Source organism: Holzapfeliella floricola DSM 23037 = JCM 16512, assembly GCF_001436605.1.
GTDB classification, from domain to species: Bacteria; Bacillota; Bacilli; order Lactobacillales; family Lactobacillaceae; genus Holzapfeliella; species Holzapfeliella floricola.
The window spans coordinates 58,408-77,943 of the sequence record NZ_AYZL01000020.1; the positions used below are offsets into that span (position 1 = coordinate 58,408).

At 34.8% G+C, this 19,536-nt stretch carries 21 protein-coding genes; 18 read left to right on the forward strand and 3 right to left on the reverse strand.

The features are described 5' to 3' along the window. From FC86_RS04490 to FC86_RS04565, 16 genes are all read left to right on the forward strand, one after another. Entirely contained in the window at positions 1-1,014 is a 1,014-nt protein-coding gene (locus tag FC86_RS04490) for an L-threonylcarbamoyladenylate synthase (protein ID WP_056974879.1), read from the forward strand. Between the two features lie 34 nt (positions 1,015-1,048). After that, the gene (gene glyA, locus FC86_RS04495; RefSeq protein ID WP_056974880.1) at positions 1,049-2,287 is read left to right on the forward strand and encodes a serine hydroxymethyltransferase; all 1,239 of its coding nucleotides are present in this window, start codon (positions 1,049-1,051) and stop codon (positions 2,285-2,287) included. A 31-nt stretch (positions 2,288-2,318) separates the two neighbouring features. Beyond that, positions 2,319-2,948 (forward strand): uracil phosphoribosyltransferase, encoded by a 630-nt coding sequence (gene upp / locus FC86_RS04500; RefSeq protein ID WP_056974881.1) that lies wholly within the window; start codon positions 2,319-2,321, stop codon positions 2,946-2,948. Between the two features lie 158 nt (positions 2,949-3,106). Beyond that, positions 3,107-3,817: a F0F1 ATP synthase subunit A gene (gene atpB, locus FC86_RS04505; RefSeq protein WP_056974882.1), complete on the forward strand. Its 711-nt coding sequence runs from the start codon at positions 3,107-3,109 to the stop codon at positions 3,815-3,817. Positions 3,818-3,856: 39 nt separating this feature from the next. Continuing rightward, positions 3,857-4,078, forward strand: coding sequence for a F0F1 ATP synthase subunit C (gene atpE, locus FC86_RS04510; protein WP_056974883.1), 222 nt, complete (start codon positions 3,857-3,859; stop codon positions 4,076-4,078). 46 nt (positions 4,079-4,124) lie between these two features. Next, a complete protein-coding gene (atpF, locus tag FC86_RS04515) occupies positions 4,125-4,637 on the forward strand; it encodes a F0F1 ATP synthase subunit B (protein ID WP_056974884.1) in 513 nt (170 codons plus the stop codon). Further along, complete coding sequence (atpH, locus tag FC86_RS04520; RefSeq protein WP_056974885.1) at positions 4,637-5,179, forward strand: ATP synthase F1 subunit delta; 543 nt, start codon at positions 4,637-4,639, stop codon at positions 5,177-5,179. Before atpF ends, atpH begins: the two co-directional genes overlap by 1 nt. 21 nt (positions 5,180-5,200) lie before the next feature. Continuing rightward, positions 5,201-6,709 (forward strand): F0F1 ATP synthase subunit alpha, encoded by a 1,509-nt coding sequence (atpA, locus tag FC86_RS04525; RefSeq protein WP_056974886.1) that lies wholly within the window; start codon positions 5,201-5,203, stop codon positions 6,707-6,709. A gap of 15 nt (positions 6,710-6,724) precedes the next feature. Next, positions 6,725-7,675 (forward strand): F0F1 ATP synthase subunit gamma, encoded by a 951-nt coding sequence (locus FC86_RS04530; protein WP_056974887.1) that lies wholly within the window; start codon positions 6,725-6,727, stop codon positions 7,673-7,675. 16 nt (positions 7,676-7,691) lie between these two features. Next, positions 7,692-9,128 carry a F0F1 ATP synthase subunit beta gene (atpD, locus tag FC86_RS04535; RefSeq protein WP_056974888.1) on the forward strand — a complete coding sequence of 479 codons (1,437 nt, stop codon included), beginning with the start codon at positions 7,692-7,694 and terminating at the stop codon, positions 9,126-9,128. Positions 9,129-9,139: 11 nt separating this feature from the next. Further along, positions 9,140-9,565 carry a F0F1 ATP synthase subunit epsilon gene (locus FC86_RS04540; protein WP_056974889.1) on the forward strand — a complete coding sequence of 142 codons (426 nt, stop codon included), beginning with the start codon at positions 9,140-9,142 and terminating at the stop codon, positions 9,563-9,565. 202 nt (positions 9,566-9,767) lie between these two features. Beyond that, positions 9,768-10,751 (forward strand): rod shape-determining protein, encoded by a 984-nt coding sequence (mreB, locus tag FC86_RS04545; RefSeq protein WP_056974890.1) that lies wholly within the window; start codon positions 9,768-9,770, stop codon positions 10,749-10,751. After that, positions 10,751-11,041, forward strand: a complete 291-nt coding sequence (yidD, locus tag FC86_RS04550) for a membrane protein insertion efficiency factor YidD (RefSeq protein WP_056974891.1) — start codon at positions 10,751-10,753, stop codon at positions 11,039-11,041. The genes mreB and yidD overlap by 1 nt, the downstream gene beginning before the upstream one ends. A gap of 8 nt (positions 11,042-11,049) precedes the next feature. Continuing rightward, positions 11,050-11,280: a DUF2969 family protein gene (locus FC86_RS04555; protein ID WP_056974892.1), complete on the forward strand. Its 231-nt coding sequence runs from the start codon at positions 11,050-11,052 to the stop codon at positions 11,278-11,280. A 33-nt stretch (positions 11,281-11,313) separates the two neighbouring features. Next, positions 11,314-12,492 carry an FtsW/RodA/SpoVE family cell cycle protein gene (locus tag FC86_RS04560; RefSeq protein WP_056974893.1) on the forward strand — a complete coding sequence of 393 codons (1,179 nt, stop codon included), beginning with the start codon at positions 11,314-11,316 and terminating at the stop codon, positions 12,490-12,492. 30 nt (positions 12,493-12,522) lie between these two features. Then, complete coding sequence (locus tag FC86_RS04565; protein WP_056974894.1) at positions 12,523-13,485, forward strand: DUF2785 domain-containing protein; 963 nt, start codon at positions 12,523-12,525, stop codon at positions 13,483-13,485. Positions 13,486-13,810: 325 nt separating this feature from the next. On the opposite strand, the gene FC86_RS04575 is transcribed toward FC86_RS04565, so the two are convergent. The 3 genes from FC86_RS04575 to rpsD form a co-directional block, all read right to left on the reverse strand. Then, entirely contained in the window at positions 13,811-15,097 is a 1,287-nt protein-coding gene (locus FC86_RS04575; RefSeq protein WP_156403356.1) for a replication-associated recombination protein A, read from the reverse strand. Between the two features lie 5 nt (positions 15,098-15,102). After that, entirely contained in the window at positions 15,103-15,570 is a 468-nt protein-coding gene (locus FC86_RS04580; protein ID WP_056974897.1) for a YueI family protein, read from the reverse strand. Between the two features lie 81 nt (positions 15,571-15,651). After that, positions 15,652-16,266 (reverse strand): 30S ribosomal protein S4, encoded by a 615-nt coding sequence (gene rpsD, locus FC86_RS04585; protein ID WP_056974898.1) that lies wholly within the window; start codon positions 16,264-16,266, stop codon positions 15,652-15,654. Positions 16,267-16,557: 291 nt separating this feature from the next. On the opposite strand from rpsD, the gene FC86_RS04590 reads away from it, so the two are divergent. After that, the gene (locus FC86_RS04590; RefSeq protein WP_056974899.1) at positions 16,558-18,264 is read left to right on the forward strand and encodes a septation ring formation regulator EzrA; all 1,707 of its coding nucleotides are present in this window, start codon (positions 16,558-16,560) and stop codon (positions 18,262-18,264) included. A gap of 112 nt (positions 18,265-18,376) precedes the next feature. Beyond that, on the forward strand, positions 18,377-19,525 hold the full coding sequence (locus tag FC86_RS04595) for a cysteine desulfurase family protein (RefSeq protein ID WP_056974900.1): 1,149 nt from the start codon (positions 18,377-18,379) through the stop codon (positions 19,523-19,525). Positions 19,526-19,536: the final 11 nt, after the last annotated feature.

Below are 19,536 nucleotides of genomic sequence, written 5' to 3' on the forward strand. Positions count from 1 at the left end.
ATGGAAACAAAAATTTTGACAGAAGAACAGATTAGTCAAGGAGTCCAGTTACTATCTAAGGGGAGTTTAGTAGCTTTTCCAACAGAAACCGTTTATGGACTGGGAGCTGATGCGACAAATGATGAAGCAGTTCAAAATGTTTATCGCGCAAAAGGACGACCAAGCGATAACCCATTAATTGTTCATGTTAATTCAGTAGACATGGTGAAGTCATATGTCAAACAATTGCCACAAGAAGCACTTCAGTTGATGAAAACTTTTTGGCCTGGTCCTTTGACTATTATTTTACCTATTGAGCCCGATAGCTTACCTCAACATGTAACCGGTGGACTTAAGACGGTGGCTTTTAGAATGCCAGATAACAAGTTGACGTTGAAATTAATTACACAGTTTAACCGTCCTATTGTTGGCCCATCTGCTAATACTTCTACAAAGCCTAGCCCAACGACAGCTAAACATGTTTATCATGATTTGAACGGCAAAATTTCTGCGATTTTAGATGGTGGACAAACTCAGATTGGACTGGAATCAACAGTAATTGACTTATCAGTTGAACACCCGGTTATTTTACGTCCGGGTAAGATTAGCCAAAAAAAATTACAAGAAGTACTTAATCAGCCAGTTTTAATGAATCATTTGAAACCGAGTGATAATGTCATTCCAAAAGCGCCGGGGATGAAATATCGTCACTATGCACCAAGTGCATCTGTCTACGTAGTAGATGATGTAGATGACTTTTTAAATATTGTTAAATTAAAGGATTTAAGTCACACAGCTTTTGTAGCTGAAGAAAGTATTATAAAAAAATTAGAATCACAAAACCTACGGTATCATTATATTTTGGGTCATGGTGTTGCTGAAGCTGCTAATAAACTGTTTGACGCTTTAAGATTTTTCGATGATAATCAAGATATCAATGAAATTTTTGTTCAAGGATTTTCAGGTGATGACTTGGAACAAGCGTATATGAATCGTTTGAATAAGGCAGCCAGTGGGCAACATTACCAAGCTTAATTTTATTGAAAATAGAATTTGAGGAGATGTAGGAATGACCGATTATAGACAACAAGATCCATTGTTATGGGATGCAGTCGCAAAAGAAGAGGAACGTCAAAGACAAAATATCGAGTTAATTGCTTCTGAAAATATTGTTTCTCAAGGTGTGATGCACGCACAAGGAAGTGCTTTAACTAATAAATATGCTGAAGGCTATCCTGGGAAGCGTTATTATGGTGGTACACAGTACGTTGATATTGTTGAAAATTTAGCGATTAATCGTGCTAAAAAATTGTTTGGAGCCGAATATGCTAATGTTCAACCGCATTCAGGTTCCAGTGCTAACATGGCTGCATACTATGCATTACTTAACCACGGAGACCGTGTACTTGCGATGGATTTGTCGGCTGGTGGACATTTAACACACGGGTCACCAGTAAATTTTAGCGGTCGTACTTATCACTTTTATAGCTATGGTTTAGATCCTAAAACGGAAGTATTGGATTATGATAAAATTCGTGAAGTCGCATTTAAAGTTAAGCCCAAATTAATTGTTGCTGGAGCTTCGGCTTACAGTCGTTCAATTGACTTCAAAAAATTCAAAGAAATTGCCGATGAAGTTGATGCTAAATTAATGGTAGATATGGCGCATATTGCAGGACTAGTTGCGAGTGGCCTTCATCAAAATCCAGTACCTTATGCTGATGTTGTCACAACGACTACACATAAAACATTAAGAGGCCCTCGTGGTGGCTTAATTTTAGCTAAAGAAAAGTATGCTAAAGCAATTAATTCAGCAGTTTTCCCTGGAAATCAAGGTGGGCCGTTGGAACACGTTATTGCCGGTAAAGCAGTTGCACTTTATGAAGCGATGCAACCAGCCTTTAAAGAATACTCAAAGCAAGTAGTTAACAATGCTAAAGCAATGGCTAAAGTTTTTAAAGAAAGCGATCAAGTTAGAATTGTGTCAGGAACAACCGACAATCATTTGCTACTGTTAGACATCCTTAAAACAGGATATAATGGGCGTGAGATTCAGGATTTACTTGATACGGTCTCAATCACACTAAACAAGAATCAAATCATGAATGACGAAAATGGGCCATTTAAAACAAGTGGTATTCGCTTAGGTACACCAGCAGTGACAACTAGAGGATTCAAAGAACGAGAAGTTAAAGAAGTTGCACATTTAATTTTGAAAGCGATTGAAAACTTTAATAATGAAGAAAAATTGGCAGAAGTGAGGGAAAGCGTTCATCATTTGACTAGGCAATTTCCGTTAGACTTTTAAATTAAAAATTAATAAAAGGAGTTTATTTGAGATGAGCAAATTTACAGTTTTAGATCATCCGTTAATTCAACATAAATTAACAATGATTCGTGATAAAAATACAGGGACTAAAGATTTTAGGTCAATTGCTAATGAAATAGCGGAATTGATGGTTTATGAAATCACACGTGATTTACCTATGGAGAGTGTTGAAATCGAAACACCAATGGGGAAATCAATGCAAAAGGTATTAGCTGGTAAAAAACTAGCGGTTATTCCTATTCTAAGAGCCGGTCTTGGAATGGTTGATGGTGTCTTGGAGCTGATTCCAGCAGCTAAAATCGGACATATCGGAATGTATCGTGATGAAAAAACTTTGCAGCCTCATGAATATTTTGTGAAATTGCCAGCAGATATTGATAAACGTGAATTATTTGTTGTAGACCCAATGCTTGCGACAGGTGGTTCTGCGAATATGGCAATTGATGCATTAAAAAAACGTGGTGCAAACAATATTCGATTAGTTGTATTGGTAGCCTCACCTCAAGGTGTTGAAGCTATTCAAGAAGAACACCCAGATGTTGATATTTATGCAGCGTCTTTAGATACTGAACTAACTGATAATGGTTACATTTTCCCAGGGCTCGGAGACGCGGGAGATCGCTTATTTGGAACAAAATAAAGACTTGCTGTAAGAGGTAAGTCTCTTTATTTTATACAAATTAAAAAATAATCTAATTTTTTTTTTTTTTGCTTTGTCTTTTCGAACATGTGGTGGTATCATTTGATTGTCTTTTTAAAGATTTATATAAGATTTTATTTTAGAGGGGAGGTCACGAAGTGGGCGAAAAACCGGTTGTTGTTCAGTTCATGGGACTAAATTTTAATCTCACGAACATTATGTCAGGGTTGGTTGTCTGTATCATGGTCTTTTTATTTGTATATCTTTTGGCTCGTAAAGCACAACTTCGACCAACAAGAAAGCAAAATGTGTTAGAAAGAGTTATTGAATTTACAAATAGTATTGTTAAGCAATCTATACCCGGTGAAGAAGGGAAGAAGTTTTACTTATTTTCATTTGTTTTATTTCTTTTCATCTTCTTCTCAAACCAATTGGGATTATTTTTGGAACCTAAATTCGGAGAATATGTTTTAATTAAATCGCCAACATCGAGTCCTTTAATTACGATGACTCTAGCATCATTTGTATTGCTAATGGCCTTTTATTATGGTATTGAAAAACAAGGTTTTGGTGGCTATTTAAAGAATTACACAAAACCGGTATCATTTCTTTTACCATTAAATATATTTGAAGAGTTTAGTAACTTCTTAACACTTGCTCTACGTTTATACGGTAATATCTATGCAGGTGAAATTGTCCTAGGATTAATTGGACAGCTTGCCCAAAGTAACGGAGCATTAACATATGTTGTCGCAATGCCCTTGACGCTACTATGGCAAGGATTTTCTGTTTTTATAGGTGCAATTCAGGCCTATGTTTTTGTGACATTGTCAATGGTTTACATATCACATAAAATCGAAAAAGAATAATATATACTAGTATATATAAAATATATGGAGGATTTATTTATGCAATTATTAGCTGCTGCTCTAGCTGCCGGACTAGCTGCCCTTGGTGGTGGTATTGGTAACGGTCTACTTATTTCAAAAACAATCGAAGGAATGGCTCGTCAACCAGAAAACTCAGGTTCATTAAGAAGTACAATGTTCGTTGGGGTTGCGTTGGTTGAATCAGTTCCTATTTTGTCAATCGTTATCTCACTACTAATCTTGTTCGTATTCAAAGGTTAATTTAAGTATTAGTGAGTCAAAACCTGACAAAGAAAGGAGCAGATAGATGAGTCTACATCCATTAATCGGATTGAAACTTTCATCACTTGAGCTAGGTGACGTCATTTTATACTTTGTTATGTTTGTTGTTTTAATGCTCCTCATCAAACATTTTGCTTGGGAACCTATTAACAATATGTTAGAAAAGCGTCGTTCTCAAATTTCAAATGATTTAGATAATGCTGCAGCTTCTAAGCAAAAAGCGCAAACTCTTGCGCAAGAGCGTGAAGATGCTTTGAAAAACTCTAGAAGTGAAGCGCTTGAAATTGTTTCAAATGCTAAATCTCATGGAAAAGCAACACAACAACAAATGCTTGATGAAGCAAACAACGAAGCCAAAGTTATTAAAACAAATGCTCTACAAGAAGCTAAGAAGTCAAAAACTGATGCTTTAAATAGTGCTCAAGCTGATATTGCAGATATTGCTGTAGCAATCTCTTCAAAACTTATTCAAAAGAATTTAACAGCCGATGATCAAAAAGATTTGATTAATAACTATATTAAGGGGCTGGATGACTAATGAAGTTGGATAATAAAACAATCGGTCAAAGATATGCCAAAGCCTTTTTTGAGTTATCTCTTGAAAGAAAGACATTAGACACAGATTTTGAAGAACTGTCAGTTTTAATGCAATTAGTTAAAGAGAATACGGAACTTGGAGATGTTTTAACAGATCCAAGATTGAGAGATTCTGAAAAGCAAAAACTACTTACAACATTTTCTCAATCATTCAGTCAAAACGTTCAAGATTTTTTAAACCTGATTCAAGACTATAAACGATTTGATAAAATTGAGTTTATTATCGATGCTTTTAACGATTACTACAATGCGTACTATCAAAAAGCGACTGGAAAAGTGACCAGCGTGGTTGCTTTAGATGATAATCAAAAAGCAAACTTATCAAAAGCTTATGCTAAAAAGTTCGGTTTAAAATCTTTTGAGTTTGAAAATGAAATTGATTCATCACTTATTGGTGGTGTAATTGTTGAAGCTCAAGGACAAGTTATTGATGGTTCAGTTCAAACAAAACTAAAAAGAGTTAAACAATCGTTACAAAAATAAAGATAAAAAGAGGTGACCCCATTGAGCATTAAGGCTGAAGAAATTAGTGCATTAATTAAAAAGCAACTAGAAAACTACCAAGACAAATTAGTAGTTGATGAAGTTGGTACAGTGACCTATATTGGTGACGGAATTGCTCGTGCTCATGGGCTTGATAACGCGTTAAGTAGTGAACTACTTGAATTTTCTAATGGTTCATACGGTATTGCTCAAAACTTGGAAGCAAATGATGTTGGTATTATTATCTTAGGAAAATATGCTGATATTCGTGAAGGCGATCAAGTTAAACGTACAGGTAAAATCATGGAAGTTCCAGTTGGTGAAGAACTAATAGGACGTGTTGTTAACCCATTAGGACAAGCTGTTGACGGTCAAGGTGAGATTAAAACATCTAAAACTAGACCTATTGAAGGACAAGCACCTGGCGTTATGCAACGCCAATCTGTTTCTGAACCAATGCAAACAGGTTTGAAAGCAATCGACTCACTAGTGCCAATTGGACGTGGTCAACGTGAGTTAATCATCGGAGATAGACAAACCGGTAAAACATCTGTTGCTATAGATACAATTTTAAATCAAAAAGGTAAAGATGTTGTTTGTATCTATGTTGCTATTGGACAAAAAGAGTCAACTGTTAGAAGACAAGTGGAATCATTGAAAAAATATGGTGCTATGGATTATACAATTGTTGTGGAAGCGGGTCCTAGTGAACCAGCACCATTACTTTATATTGCACCTTATGCAGGTTCTGCTATGGGTGAGGAATTCATGTATAATGGTAAACACGTTTTAATCGTGTTTGATGACTTGTCAAAACAAGCTGCCTCATACCGTGAAATCTCCTTGCTACTTCGTCGTCCACCTGGTCGTGAAGCTTACCCTGGTGACGTTTTCTACTTACACTCACGTTTACTAGAACGTTCTGCTAAGTTGAGTGATGAAATGGGTGGTGGTTCAATGACTGCTTTACCAATTATTCAAACTCAAGCCGGAGATATTTCTGCTTATATTCCAACTAACGTAATTTCCATCACTGATGGTCAAATTTTCTTGGAAAGTGATTTGTTCTTTGCTGGAACTCGTCCTGCTATTAACGCTGGGGAATCTGTTTCTCGTGTTGGGGGTTCAGCACAAACTAAAGCGATGAAGAAAGTATCCGGTACACTTCGTGTGGACCTTGCTTCATATCGTGAGTTAGAATCTTTTGCTCAATTTGGATCTGATTTAGATTCAGCTACTCAATCTAAGCTAAATCGTGGTCGTCGTACAGTTGAAATTTTAAAACAACCACTTCACAAACCTATTCCAATGGAAAAAGAGGCTTTGATTCTTTATTCATTGACCAAAGGGTACTTAGATAAAGTAGAAGTTGACCAAATTTTAGACTTTGAAGCTCAACTATTTGATTATTTTGATAGTAATCACGCTTCAATTCTTGAACAAATTGAAAAAACAGGAGATTTACCAGAAAATCTTGATGAACTAAATCAAGCAATTTCCGACTTTGTTGATGGTTTCACATCAAAATAAGAGGGAGGAAGATAGATGGCTGACTCAACACTTGAACTAAAGCGAAAAATTAGTTCAATTAATAAAACTGGTCAAATAACAACAGCTATGCAAATGGTTTCAGGTGTTAAATTAAATCAAACTGAAAAGATTAATCAAAGCTATATGCATTATCAAGAAATGCTATACAATACTATTGCACATTTAATGGCATCACGTATTACAAATGAACTAGGTGTTAGTTCTGATAGTGTTATTGATGATGAAAACTTTGATTACGCTTCACTATTTCATAATAGTGATATGAGTAATTTGATTAGCCATCGTCCGGTCAAAAAAACTGGGTATTTGGTTATCACTGGAGATCGTGGATTAGTTGGTTCATATAATAGCACAGCAATTAAACAAATGATGTCACTAGCTGAACAAGCTAAAAAAGATGGGCGTGAAGCTGAAATTTTAGCCGTTGGTGGTGTAGGTGCAGATTTCTTTAAAAAGCAAGGAATGAATCTGGTTTACGAATATCGTGGAATTAGTGACGTCCCAACTTTTGAAGAATCTCGCGAAATTGTATCAACTGCTGTTAATATGTATATGGATGGTGTGTATGATGAACTTTATGTTTGCTATACTCATCACGTTAATACAATTTCATCAGAATTTAGAACTGAAAAAATGTTACCTATTTCTGATATTGATATTCAAGATGCAGTTCATGAAGGTCCAAAAGCTCAATTTATAACAGAACCTTCAACAGAAGCAGTATTAGATAGAATATTGCCACAGTTTGCTCAAGGAATGATTTATGGTGCTATTTTAGATTCCAAGACTGCTGAACATGCTAGCTCTATGACGGCGATGCAAAATGCATCAAAAAATGCTGACAGCGTTGTTTCCGATTTAACAACACAGTTAAATCGTGCGCGTCAAGCTCAAATCACGACTGAAATCACCGAAATTGTCGGTGGTGCAGCCGCACAAGAATAAAAAGGAGGTTGACAGTTTGAGTCAAGGTAAAATTGTCCAAGTTATTGGACCCGTTGTTGACGTGGCATTTCCATTAAATAATGATTTGCCCGATATTGACAACGCTTTAAAAGTAACTAAAAACGATAACGACTCAATCATTCTTGAAGTTGCTCTTGAACTTGGTGATGGTGTTTTAAGAACAATCTCCATGGAATCAACTGATGGTTTGCAACGTGGAATGATCGTTGAAGATACAAAATCTCCGATTTCTGTGCCTGTAGGTAAAGAAACTCTGGGACGCGTCTTCAATGTTTTAGGTCAAACAATTGATGGTGGGGAAGATTTCCCTGCTGATTTCAAACGTGAAGGAATTCATAAAGAAGCGCCAAAATATAATGAGTTAAGTACTGGTAGTGAAATTTTAGAAACCGGTATCAAAGTTATTGATTTACTTGCCCCATATACACGTGGGGGTAAAGTTGGTTTATTCGGTGGTGCCGGTGTAGGTAAAACCGTTTTGATTCAAGAATTGATTCATAATATTGCTGAAGAACACGGTGGTATTTCCGTCTTTACTGGTGTTGGAGAACGTACACGTGAAGGTAACGACTTATACTTTGAAATGAAAGAATCCGGTGTTTTAGAAAAAACAGCTATGGTGTTTGGTCAAATGAACGAACCACCTGGAGCTCGTATGCGTGTTGCATTAACAGGTCTAACAATTGCGGAATACTTCCGTGACATTGAAGGTCAAGATGTGTTGTTGTTTATTGATAATATCTTTAGATTTACACAAGCTGGTTCGGAAGTTTCTGCCTTACTAGGTCGTATGCCTTCAGCTGTTGGGTACCAACCAACTCTTGCTACTGAAATGGGACAACTTCAAGAACGTATTACATCAACTAAGAATGGATCAATTACATCTATTCAAGCTATTTACGTTCCTGCTGATGACTACACTGACCCTGCGCCTGCAACAACGTTTGCTCACTTGGATGCAACAACTAACTTGGAGCGTCGTTTAGTAGAACAAGGAATTTATCCTGCTGTTGATCCACTAGAGTCTTCATCTAATGCTTTAGATCCAGAAACTATTGGTCAAGAACACTATGAAGTAGCTACAGAAGTTCAACATATCTTGCAACGTTATCGTGAATTACAAGATATTATTTCTGTTTTAGGTATGGATGAATTATCTGATGAAGAAAAGATAATTGTACAACGTGCACGTAAAATTCAATTCTTCTTATCACAAAACTTCCATGTTGCTGAACAATTTACTGGTGTAAAAGGTTCATATGTATCTGTTTCTGATACAGTATCTGGCTTTAAACAAATTCTAGATGGTCAACTAGACGACCTTCCAGAAGATGCGTTCCGTGGTGTTGGTCAAATTGAAGATGTAATAGAAAAAGCAAAATCAATGGGATACGATCATCAACCTGCTGAAGCAACTTCAGGTAAAGAATAGGAGCGAAAATCATGGCAGATAATATTATAACTGTCACTGTTGTTACTCCTTATGGAATTCAATATAGTCACCGTGCACATATGGTTAGCGTGAAGTCGATTGATGGTGACTTAGGTATTATGGCTAATCACGAGCCAATCGTTGCCCCACTAAAAATTAGTGAAATTAGGGTAAAGAGAACTGACAACACAACTCATGTTGACGCAATTGCGGTAAATGGTGGTTTTATAGAATTTCAAGATAATGTTGCAACAATTGTGGCAGACGGTGCTGAACGTGCTAGAGATATTGATTTGAGTAAAGCTGAACAAGAAAAAAGTGAAGCAGAACAAAAACTTCACAAGGCTGAATCACAACACAATATTGATGAACAACGTCGTGCAGAAGTTGCACTGAAAAAAGCAATGAATAGAATTAATGTTTCTAAACATTTATAAAAAAGTGAACACATTTTGTGTTCGCTTTTTTTGTGAGTAGTATTTATTAAATTTATATTTTTGTTAGCCAATAATTGATATTTACACACTGAATTTATGATATTATATGAGGAGAGAATTTTATAAATAAAAAAATGATTTTTTTATCGTCATATAATGTATTAAAATTCGACATGATTGACATGTGAAGGGAAAGATAATCGTGGTTAAAAATATAGGAATCGATTTAGGAACTGCTAATGTTCTAATTAATGTTGCTGGAGATGGAATCGTTTTAAATGAACCATCTGTGGTCGCAATCGATACAAAGAATAATGAAGTTGTTGCTGTAGGTACAGAAGCCTATCGTATGGTAGGACGTACACCTGGAAATATTAAAGCAATTAGGCCACTAAAAGATGGGGTTATTGCTGATTTCGATATTACAGAAGCGATGTTAACTTATTTTATTGAAAAACTAAACTTAAAAGGCTTTTTATCTAAGCCAAATATTTTAATATGTGCACCTACAAATGTGACAGATATTGAACAAAAAGCTATCATTCAAGCTGCCGAAAAAGCAGGTGGAAATAAAGTCTATTTGGAGTTTGAGCCCAAAGTAGCAGCTGTAGGGGCTGGACTAGACATTTTCAAACCTCAAGGTAATATGGTTATTGATATTGGTGGTGGTACAAGTGATATTGCTGTTCTTTCTATGGGAGAAGTTGTAACAAGTCGTTCACTACACTACGCAGGTAACAAAATGGATCAAAATATCGTCGCTTATATTAAACAAAAATATAATCTTTTGATTGGTGAACGAACAGCTGAGACTATCAAAAAAGAAATTGGTTCTGCTTTTGAAGCTGAAGAATCACAAGAAATTGAAGTTCGTGGTCGAGATATGATTGATGGGTTGCCCAAAGTAATGACCATTAATGCAGTTGAAGTTGAAAAAGTACTGTCAGAAGGTTTAATAAGTATTATCGATGCTGCAAAAGAAGTTTTAGAACAGACACCTCCTGAGTTAGCTGCTGACATTATTGATCGTGGTATTATGCTAACAGGTGGTGGTGCTTTGCTAAATAACTTAGATCGTTTATTAGCACATCACCTAAAAGTACCAGTTATTGTTGCAGAAAATAGTTTAGATGCTGTTGCTATTGGGACTGGTATTTTATTAGATAATATTGCCAAGAGAAAATAATGCGCGTTCTTTTCTTAAAATGTATTAGATTTTATCAAAAACAAGTGTCTCCTCTGTTGCCCAAACGTTGTCGATTTTATCCAACGTGTTCTCAGTATACTTTTAAAGCTATTGAAAAACATGGCGCTGTTAAGGGTACTATAATGGGTATTTCAAGAATTTTAAGATGTCAGCCATTTAACAAAGGTGGGCTTGATTTTGTTCCGGATAAATTTACGCTTTTTCGTAATAAAAAATCTGATAAAATAGGCGACGAGATAATTAACAAAAATAAAAAAAGTAGTGAGTAGAGAATTTTATGTCTAAAAAAGCGAAAAATATTAATGTAGAAATTAATGAAATTAATAATAAAAATGAAAATTACTATGAAGTGGCTATTCCAAATAAACAGGTAATTGGAACTATCAAAAAGGTGGAATCTCGCTATCAAATAGATATTGAAAAATCGAATAAGACACTATTTGCAAACAATTTAGAAAGTGCCATCAATGATTTACTTGTTTATTTTAACTTGCACGGTAAAATCTAAATTTCAAAATAAAAATCTAGAGGAGTATAAATTATGGCACAAGTAGATGAAAAACCCAGCCTAATTGATCGACTAGATTTTGGAATTATTGTTCCTGTTTTACTACTAGCAGTTGTCGGAATGTATGCTATCTGGCTGGCTTCAGGAGCTAGTTTAAAGTCCATTATATCTCAGATTATTTGGTACTTTGTGGGTTTTTTGATTGTAGCAGTTATCATGCAGTTTGATTCAGAACAATTATTTAAAGTCTCCCCGTATGCATATGCAGCAGGACTGACGCTGTTGTTTTTAGTCTTGATTTTCCATGATCGATCACTTGCAGCAGACACCGGGGCTATGAGTTGGTTTAAGATAGGACCGTTTACATTTCAACCTTCGGAGGTAATGAAACCAGCTTTTATCCTGATGCTAGGGCGATTGATTTATCGGCATAACCAACACTATCGTGAACACACCGTTCGAAACGATAGTGTTTTAATCGCTAAACTTGTTCTAGCAATGCTGCCAGTAGCAGTGCTATTAAAACTTCAAAATGATTTTGGGACAATGTTAGTTTTCTTTGCAATTTTAGGTGGTGCGATTTTAGTATCAGGAGTTACCTGGAAAATTTTATTACCGGTTTTCTTATCAGTCTCAATTATTGGGACTATTGCTATTTTGTTAGTCTCAACACCTAATGGTCAAGAAATTTTAAGACAATTTAATTTCAAAGCTTATCAGTTTGAAAGAATTAATAGTTGGTTAGACCCTTCAGGGGATACTGCCAATAACTCAATGCAGTTGTGGCAAAGCATGAAAGCTATTGGTTCAGGAGAATTGTTTGGTCGTGGATTTGGTGTAAGAGTCGTTAATGTTCCAGTTCAAACGACAGATATGGTTTTTTCAATCATAGGGGAAAGCTTTGGCTTTGTCGGTATTATTGGTGTCATTTTAACGTATTTTTATTTAATTTTTAATATGGTTAAAGTGGCTTTTCAAACCCGTAATGCTTTTTACTCATATGTTTCGACAGGAGTTATCATGATGATTTTATTCCATGTTTTTGAAAATATTGGAATGAGTATTGATCTCTTACCACTAACAGGGATTCCGTTACCATTTATTTCATCAGGAGGATCTGCTTTGCTGGGAAATATGATAGGTGTTGGGTTGATTCTTTCAATGAAATATCATCATAAAAGTTATATTTTCAGTGGTAAAGGCGAATTTTAATATTTATATCAGTTAGGAGAGTGGCGCTAAATGACTAATAGTCAAATAGTTGAAGTTGAACAGAATGTCAATAATTTGTTTAAACGTTTTGAAACGGGTGACTTTTACAATACACTGTATCAACAATTTTACAAAATAAAAGAGCAGGTCAACTATCAAAAAAGACGCCGTCCGATTCAAATAGCAGAGTTAACTGATAGCAATATTGAGTTAATCAAGTCTCTTGCTCGGGAAGAAAAAATTCAATCTCCTAAAATGGCTGATTTAAAATTTTTAGTGCAGTTTATAGGTTCAACAAATGTTGATATTAGAGAAAAGTATGTATTAAAAACTATTGTTGAAAGCATTAAAAAGCATTATTATACTGAAAATCAATTAATCTGGTTAAGAGATTTTATACTGGACTTAGATAATTTATATTCTCACATTTTAGAACCTAAAAATGATGCTGTTTTAGTTAGAAGTGGAGCATTATTAATTTTGAATGCTATCTTGGTAGAAGATGAAAAATTTTACAATTTATTATCGCCACAAGATTACCAATCGATTGCTTTGAGATTAGCTACATATTCTTTGTTGGAGCAAGATTATCAGGGGTACAATTCTAAAATGGGTTGGATTCAAACATACAGTTTGATTGTTGAAGCTACCAAAAAAATATGTGAAGCACCTGTTCACCGTGCACTGAAAGTCTATTTAATGACAGCAGTTGTGTTTGCCTATTTGCAAACAGATGTACCACTTATTTTTGGTGAAAATCAAGGTTTAGCTGATTTAATATCTAGCTTTTCATTGAGAGATAATTTCTATGATTATTTTATTTTAATGCTTTTAACACAGTGGAATGAGCAGTATAAAGATGATTATAGCTCTAATGAGCAGTCAGGTTTTTGGCATCAGGTTTATAATAGTGAACGTTTACTAGACAGCTTATTAGTGTTAGATGATTTATCTAATACTATTCGTAATTTAATAAAAAATGAAATCAAATAAAAAAGCCATTTATTATAAATGGCTTTTTTATTTGATATTAGTATTAATTGAAACTGAAAGTATAATAGATAAAATGATTAAAGTAATACTAGTTAATATTAAAGTAATAATATTATAGACCGCGGGTAGGGTAAACAGGATACCTATGCCAATACATGCGATAGCAAACAGTGCAATCGCAAATGTAAATAATGCACGACTTAAGAAGGGGTCTCTTTCGGGATGGAAAACTAAAAATGGTTTATTTTTAGTATAGAGAAGACATCCTCCTATATAACAGATGATTGCTATGAAAACAATCATAATAATCTTTATAATCATAGAATTAATGACGTCCTTTTCTTTGAAGTTCTTTTAGTTTTTGATACTGATTTTTTAAGGCGGTCTCGAACTTACCGTTACCTTTAGGATGAAAATATTTGGCGTCGCTTAACTTATCAGGTAGATAAGCTTGAGCAACGAAGTCGTTATCGAAATCATGTGGGTATAAATAGCCAACGCCATTGCCTAATTTTTCAGCGCCATTGTAATGAGCATCCTTTATATGGTTAGGGATATCACCGGTTTGATTATTTTGAATATCATTTATTGCTGAATCAATAGCGGTTAAGCTAGCATTTGATTTTGGAGATAGACAAAGTTCAATGACAGCATTACTTAATGGAATTCTAGCCTCTGGAAATCCCACTTTTTCTGCAGCTTCTATAGCTGCCATTGTATGAACCCAAGCTTGTGGATTAGCCAATCCAATATCTTCAAAAACAATGACTGTCAGACGTCTGATAATGCTAATTAAATCGCCTGATAAAATCAATCTAGCTAAATAGTGAAGTGCTGCATCAGTATCTGAACCTCGAATTGATTTTTGAAAAGCTGAAAGTAAATTGTAATGACTATCACCATTTTTGTCAGCTGATATATTGTGTTTTTGAATAGATTCTTCGATAATGGGAACATCAATCACAGTTTTACCAGATTCGTCATCTGAAGATGACGAAGATAATACAGCAAGCTCAAGACCATTCAATGCATTTCTTAAATCACCGTTACTACGGGTGATAAGTAGTTTTCTGGCATCTTCAGTTAAGCTGACATTGTACTTTTTTAGTCCATTTTTAGTGTCAGATAAAGCACGATTAAGGGCTTGACTAATATCTTTTGGATCTAGTGAATGTAATTCAAATATTTCTGTTCGAGATCGGATTGCAGGAGAAATAGAGATATAGGGATTTTCAGTAGTTGCCCCTATTAAAACGATTTTACCTGATTCAAGCATAGGTAGCAAAAAATCTTGCTTAGTCTTATCTAGTCGGTGGATTTCATCGAGTAGTAAAACGACCGTTCCACTCATCTTTGCTTCCTCAGCGACAATCTTTAGTTCTTTTTTACCATCAATAGCTGCATTCAATTGCCTAAAAGCAAATTCTGTACTGCCAGCAATTGCACTGGCAATACTTGTTTTCCCAATACCTGGTGGGCCATACAAAATCATTGATGTTAATCGTTTGGCTTTTACCATACGATAGATAATTTTATTTTGCCCCACCAAATGTTGTTGTCCAACTATTTCATCTATTGTTTTTGGACGCATACGAAAGGCTAGGGGAGCCACCATAATTATTCTCCTTTAAATAATTTTTTTATTTTAGACCAAACTGATATTTTCTCAAGCTTATAGTTGGAATTAGAATCAGTTTTTTTGTTATATTTTTGAGTAATATCAATAATTGATTCGTTAATAGCATCTTTTGAAACGACAAGCACGCCTGTTGCTTCATCAACTGTTTGAGCAGATTGGTCGCTAATTAATGAAAATCTAATATTGTTTTGAGAGCAACTCTTAATAATTAGTGATGCGTTAGGAGTGTTAATTTTGTTGTTAATTAATACTTGGTAATTTTGGTAACTAGGGATATGGTCAACCAGAGTCTCAACGAGTTCTTTGTTTTTGAACTGTGCTACTGATAGTCTGACTAGAACACGTTCACGTAGGGAACCAAGATACTGGCGTCTTTCGTCTGGGTTGGTTTGAGGTGTAGACCCCATACTGTTTTTTTCAAGACGATCGGTTAGGTTATCTGTCATGTGGAAAGCACCTCCTTATAATAAAAGTGTATTAAAAAATCCCCGATAAAGATACCGGGGAATAAACAAAATAAATAAATATTAAAGTTTTTGGTTGTAGAATTCAACAACAAGTGATTCGTCGATTTCTGGTTCAAGTTCATCACGTTCTGGTAAACGAGTTAATGAACCTGTTAATTTGTTATCGTCAAATGAAACGAAAGCAGGACGAGCAACTGTAGCTTCAACTGCTTCTTTAACGATAGCCAAGTTTTGTGAACGTTCTCTAAGAGCGATAACTTGGTTAGGTTTTACTTCAAATGAAGGAATATCAACGCGTTGACCATCAACAGTCACGTGACCGTGGTTAACTAATTGACGAGCTTGACGACGTGTAGTTGCTAAACCTAGACGGTAAACAACATTGTCTAAACGACGTTCTAGTAAGACCATGAAGTTAACACCGTGTTTACCTTCACGAATTTTACCAGCTTTAACGAAAAGATTCATAAATTGACGTTCAGTTAGACCGTACATCACACGTAGTTTTTGTTTTTCACGTAATTGTGAACCGTATTCTGAAATTTTACCACGACGAGCGTTTGGACCGTGGTCACCTGGTGCGTAAGGGCGACGTGCAAGTTCTTTACCAGTACCTGATAAAGAAATTCCAAGACGACGAGATTTTTTCCAACTAGGACCTGTATATCTTGACATAAAAATGTTCCTCCATAAAATTTGATTATTGGAGTAAAATATAAGAAATAAGTTCGGCATTCGTGCATTTCATGTTGACACTTTCACCACGTGCAGCCGCGGGTTACTCATTGACTTAAAGCGCCATGAAATGTTGACGTTCTTGCCACTTATTGCTGCAATATTTTACACTTTAATCATTATAGATGAAATATGATTTTAAATCAAGCCTATTTATTTAGTGAAAAGGCTCTGCAAAGCTCATATTTTTTGATACAATAGACTTTATATGGAATATTGGGGGAAGCTTTTATGTCAGTAGGACAAACAGTTGTGCTTTCAATAAGTATTTTATTAATACTTACAGTTATCATTCAGATATTAATGAATTTCATCAGAAACAAACGTGTTGTCAAACATATTGAACAGGTTATAAATGATTTTCAATCAGCTGAACTAGCTGAAAAATATCAGCATCTGAAGGAAATTACGTTATCAGGATCCAGTTTGATAACATTTAATAATTGGGAGAAAGTTTACTTAGACTTGGAATCTAGATCTGTGGAATTATTAGAAAAAAATCATAAGGTTTCTCAGACTACAAATCATTTTAGATTATTAACAGCAAATTCGTTGTTAATTGATTTAAAGCAAGCTGTTTTTGAAGCTGAACAAGATGTTGAAGATGTTGAATTGGTTTTTAATCAGCTTATAAATGCTAATAGTGAATCTGAAAAGGAAATTGAACAGATATATGATAAGTATGCTGAAATGAGAAAAGATATTTTATCAAAATCTTACAATTATGGACAAACTATTAATTTTTTAGAAGATTATTTATTGGGTCTTGAGAATAAATTTTCTGAAGTAAAAAAACTAAATAGTGCTGGTAATCATATCGAGACTCATCGATTATTAAGCTATCTGAGATTGCAATTAAATCTGCTAGCACAAAAGTTGCCAAGAATTAAAAAAAGTTACGAAAAATTAAGTAAAAAATTGCCACAGCAAGTTAAAGAAATAGCTGACGATTACCAACATTTACTTAGTCAAAATTATCAATTTTCGAATGTTAATGTGGAAACACTTATTGACAACTTAAATGCAAGCGTTAATCAAGCTAATCAGCAATTAAATCAAATTAACCTAGATGAAGTTGAAAATTCGATTGATAACGTCAATAATAAGATGATGGAAATTGAGCAAATTTTAGAAAACGAAATAAATGCCAAAAAATTTGTGATTGATTTTCAAAGACGGTTATCCGAGCAATTTGAAAAAGTCTCATTAGCCAACTCAAATTTAATGGATTTGTTAGTTCACATAGACCAAAGCTATATATTAACTAATGATGAAATTACTGAAAGTGGTTATATTGGATCTGAAATAAGCCAAATGAAAAATGATTTCGATTTGGACATTCAAAACATTGAAAAAGAATCTCCAGTTTACTCTGAAATCAAGGCTGACTTTTTAAGAATTAATCAAAGACTAGATGAGATTAGTAGTCGTCAACGAGAAATTGAACAAGATATTGAAGGACTGACAGAGGCTGAAAAAGTTGCTCAACAATCTGTTCAAGAGATGCATTTGAATCTCAACATGTTGAAGCGAAAATTAGATCGTTATAAATTACCAGGTTATCCAGCACGATTTATTGAATATTATAAACTTGTTGAAGCTGAAATCGAAAAAATTTATGATGAATTAAATCAAGTCAAAATTGATATGAAACAAATTTCCGATGACTTGATTTTAGCCCAACAAGATTTGAATAAATTAACTACGGACTCTGAAAATATCCTTGCCACTTCAGAATTGACAGAAATTGCGGTTCAGTATAGTAATAAATATATTCAGGATAATAAAAACATTAATCAAGCCGTAAAAAAAGCATACCAATTATACAATCAAGAATTTGACTATGAGGGTGCGCTAGATACAATAGCTAGTGCCTTGGAAAAGGTTGAACCTGGAGCCTACGAAAAAATTGAGAAAGATTACTACAAAGGCTTATAAAAAATAAGTTAATGAGTTGAATGTTATTTAATTTTTCGCTATAATACTTTAGACGTTCAAACAATTTAGACCAGATTACTGGTCTTTTTTAGTTTTAAAGGTGGATAATAATTTGATATATTTTGATAATAGTTCAACAACCTTAATCAATGCTAATGTACTAAATACTTACCAAGCGGTTAGTCAAAAGTACTGGTCTAATCCTTCTAGTCTACACAAGTTTGGTGAGAAGAGCTTTATGCTAGTTGAACAATCTCGCTTACAAATTGCTGATCTGCTTGGGGTTAAAGGTAGCGAAGTGTTTTTTACCAGCAGTGGCACAGAATCCGATAACTGGGCAATTAAAGGTACCGCAATTTCAAAAAGAAAACTAGGAAATCATTTAATTACGACCCAGATTGAACACCCTGCGGTTTTAAACTCGATGAAACAACTTGAAGAATTAGGCTTCAAAGTGACGTATCTACCTGTTGACCAAACCGGTATTGTAAGCCCAGATTCTGTAGAACAAGCAATCACAGAAAATACGATACTTGTTTCAATCATGGCAGTTAATAATGAAATTGGCTCTATTCAACCTATTGCTAAAATTGGAGATATTTTAAAAGAATACCCATCAATTCACTATCATGTGGATGCGGTTCAGGCTATTGGTAAAAATTTATGGTCAAAACTTTTTCATCCACGTATTGATTTGATGAGTTTTTCAGCACATAAATTTAACGGTCCTCGTGGGGTTGGATTCTTATATAAAAAAGCCAACCGTCAATTGCAGCCACTATTGAGTGGTGGTGGGCAAGAGCAAAATCTACGTTCAGGAACCGAAAATACTCCGGGCATAGTTGCGAGTGCCAAGGCATTAAGACTCACAATTGAAACACAGCAAAAAACTGCCCAACAAACTGTCGCAATAAAACGTGAACTGCTAGATTATCTAACTGATAAACCAGGTATTTCTATTTTTTCACCTGATGCTAGTGATTTTGCGCCACATATTCTAACTTTTGCTTTAGAAGGCGTCAGAGGAGAAACTCTTGTTCACTTACTTGAAGAACAAGAAATTTATGTCTCAACGACAAGTGCTTGCTCCAGTAAAGATGAGACTGGGTCAGGGACACTTAAGGCTATGGCTGTCGATGATCGTATTGCCCAAGGGGCTATTCGTTTGAGCTTTTCTTCGGAAAATACATTGGCTGAAGCTCAAGAATTTATCAGTAAATTTGAAGAAATTTATAAACGTTTTGAAAATATTAGTTACTAAAAAAAGGAGCT

Excerpts from the sequence above, each read along its gene's own strand:
- FC86_RS04490 (WP_056974879.1), top strand. The coding sequence starts at position 1 with ATGGAAACAAAAATTTTGACAGAAGAACAGATTAGTCAAGGAGTCCAG.
- glyA (WP_056974880.1), top strand. The coding sequence starts at position 1,049 with ATGACCGATTATAGACAACAAGATCCATTGTTATGGGATGCAGTCGCA.
- upp (WP_056974881.1), top strand. The coding sequence starts at position 2,319 with ATGAGCAAATTTACAGTTTTAGATCATCCGTTAATTCAACATAAATTA.
- atpE (WP_056974883.1), top strand. The coding sequence starts at position 3,857 with ATGCAATTATTAGCTGCTGCTCTAGCTGCCGGACTAGCTGCCCTTGGT.
- atpF (WP_056974884.1), top strand. The coding sequence starts at position 4,125 with ATGAGTCTACATCCATTAATCGGATTGAAACTTTCATCACTTGAGCTA.
- atpH (WP_056974885.1), top strand. The coding sequence starts at position 4,637 with ATGAAGTTGGATAATAAAACAATCGGTCAAAGATATGCCAAAGCCTTT.
- FC86_RS04530 (WP_056974887.1), top strand. The coding sequence starts at position 6,725 with ATGGCTGACTCAACACTTGAACTAAAGCGAAAAATTAGTTCAATTAAT.
- FC86_RS04540 (WP_056974889.1), top strand. The coding sequence starts at position 9,140 with ATGGCAGATAATATTATAACTGTCACTGTTGTTACTCCTTATGGAATT.
- yidD (WP_056974891.1), top strand. The coding sequence starts at position 10,751 with ATGCGCGTTCTTTTCTTAAAATGTATTAGATTTTATCAAAAACAAGTG.
- FC86_RS04555 (WP_056974892.1), top strand. The coding sequence starts at position 11,050 with ATGTCTAAAAAAGCGAAAAATATTAATGTAGAAATTAATGAAATTAAT.
- FC86_RS04560 (WP_056974893.1), top strand. The coding sequence starts at position 11,314 with ATGGCACAAGTAGATGAAAAACCCAGCCTAATTGATCGACTAGATTTT.
- FC86_RS04565 (WP_056974894.1), top strand. The coding sequence starts at position 12,523 with ATGACTAATAGTCAAATAGTTGAAGTTGAACAGAATGTCAATAATTTG.
- FC86_RS04580 (WP_056974897.1), bottom strand. The coding sequence starts at position 15,570 with ATGACAGATAACCTAACCGATCGTCTTGAAAAAAACAGTATGGGGTCT.
- rpsD (WP_056974898.1), bottom strand. The coding sequence starts at position 16,266 with ATGTCAAGATATACAGGTCCTAGTTGGAAAAAATCTCGTCGTCTTGGA.
- FC86_RS04590 (WP_056974899.1), top strand. The coding sequence starts at position 16,558 with ATGTCAGTAGGACAAACAGTTGTGCTTTCAATAAGTATTTTATTAATA.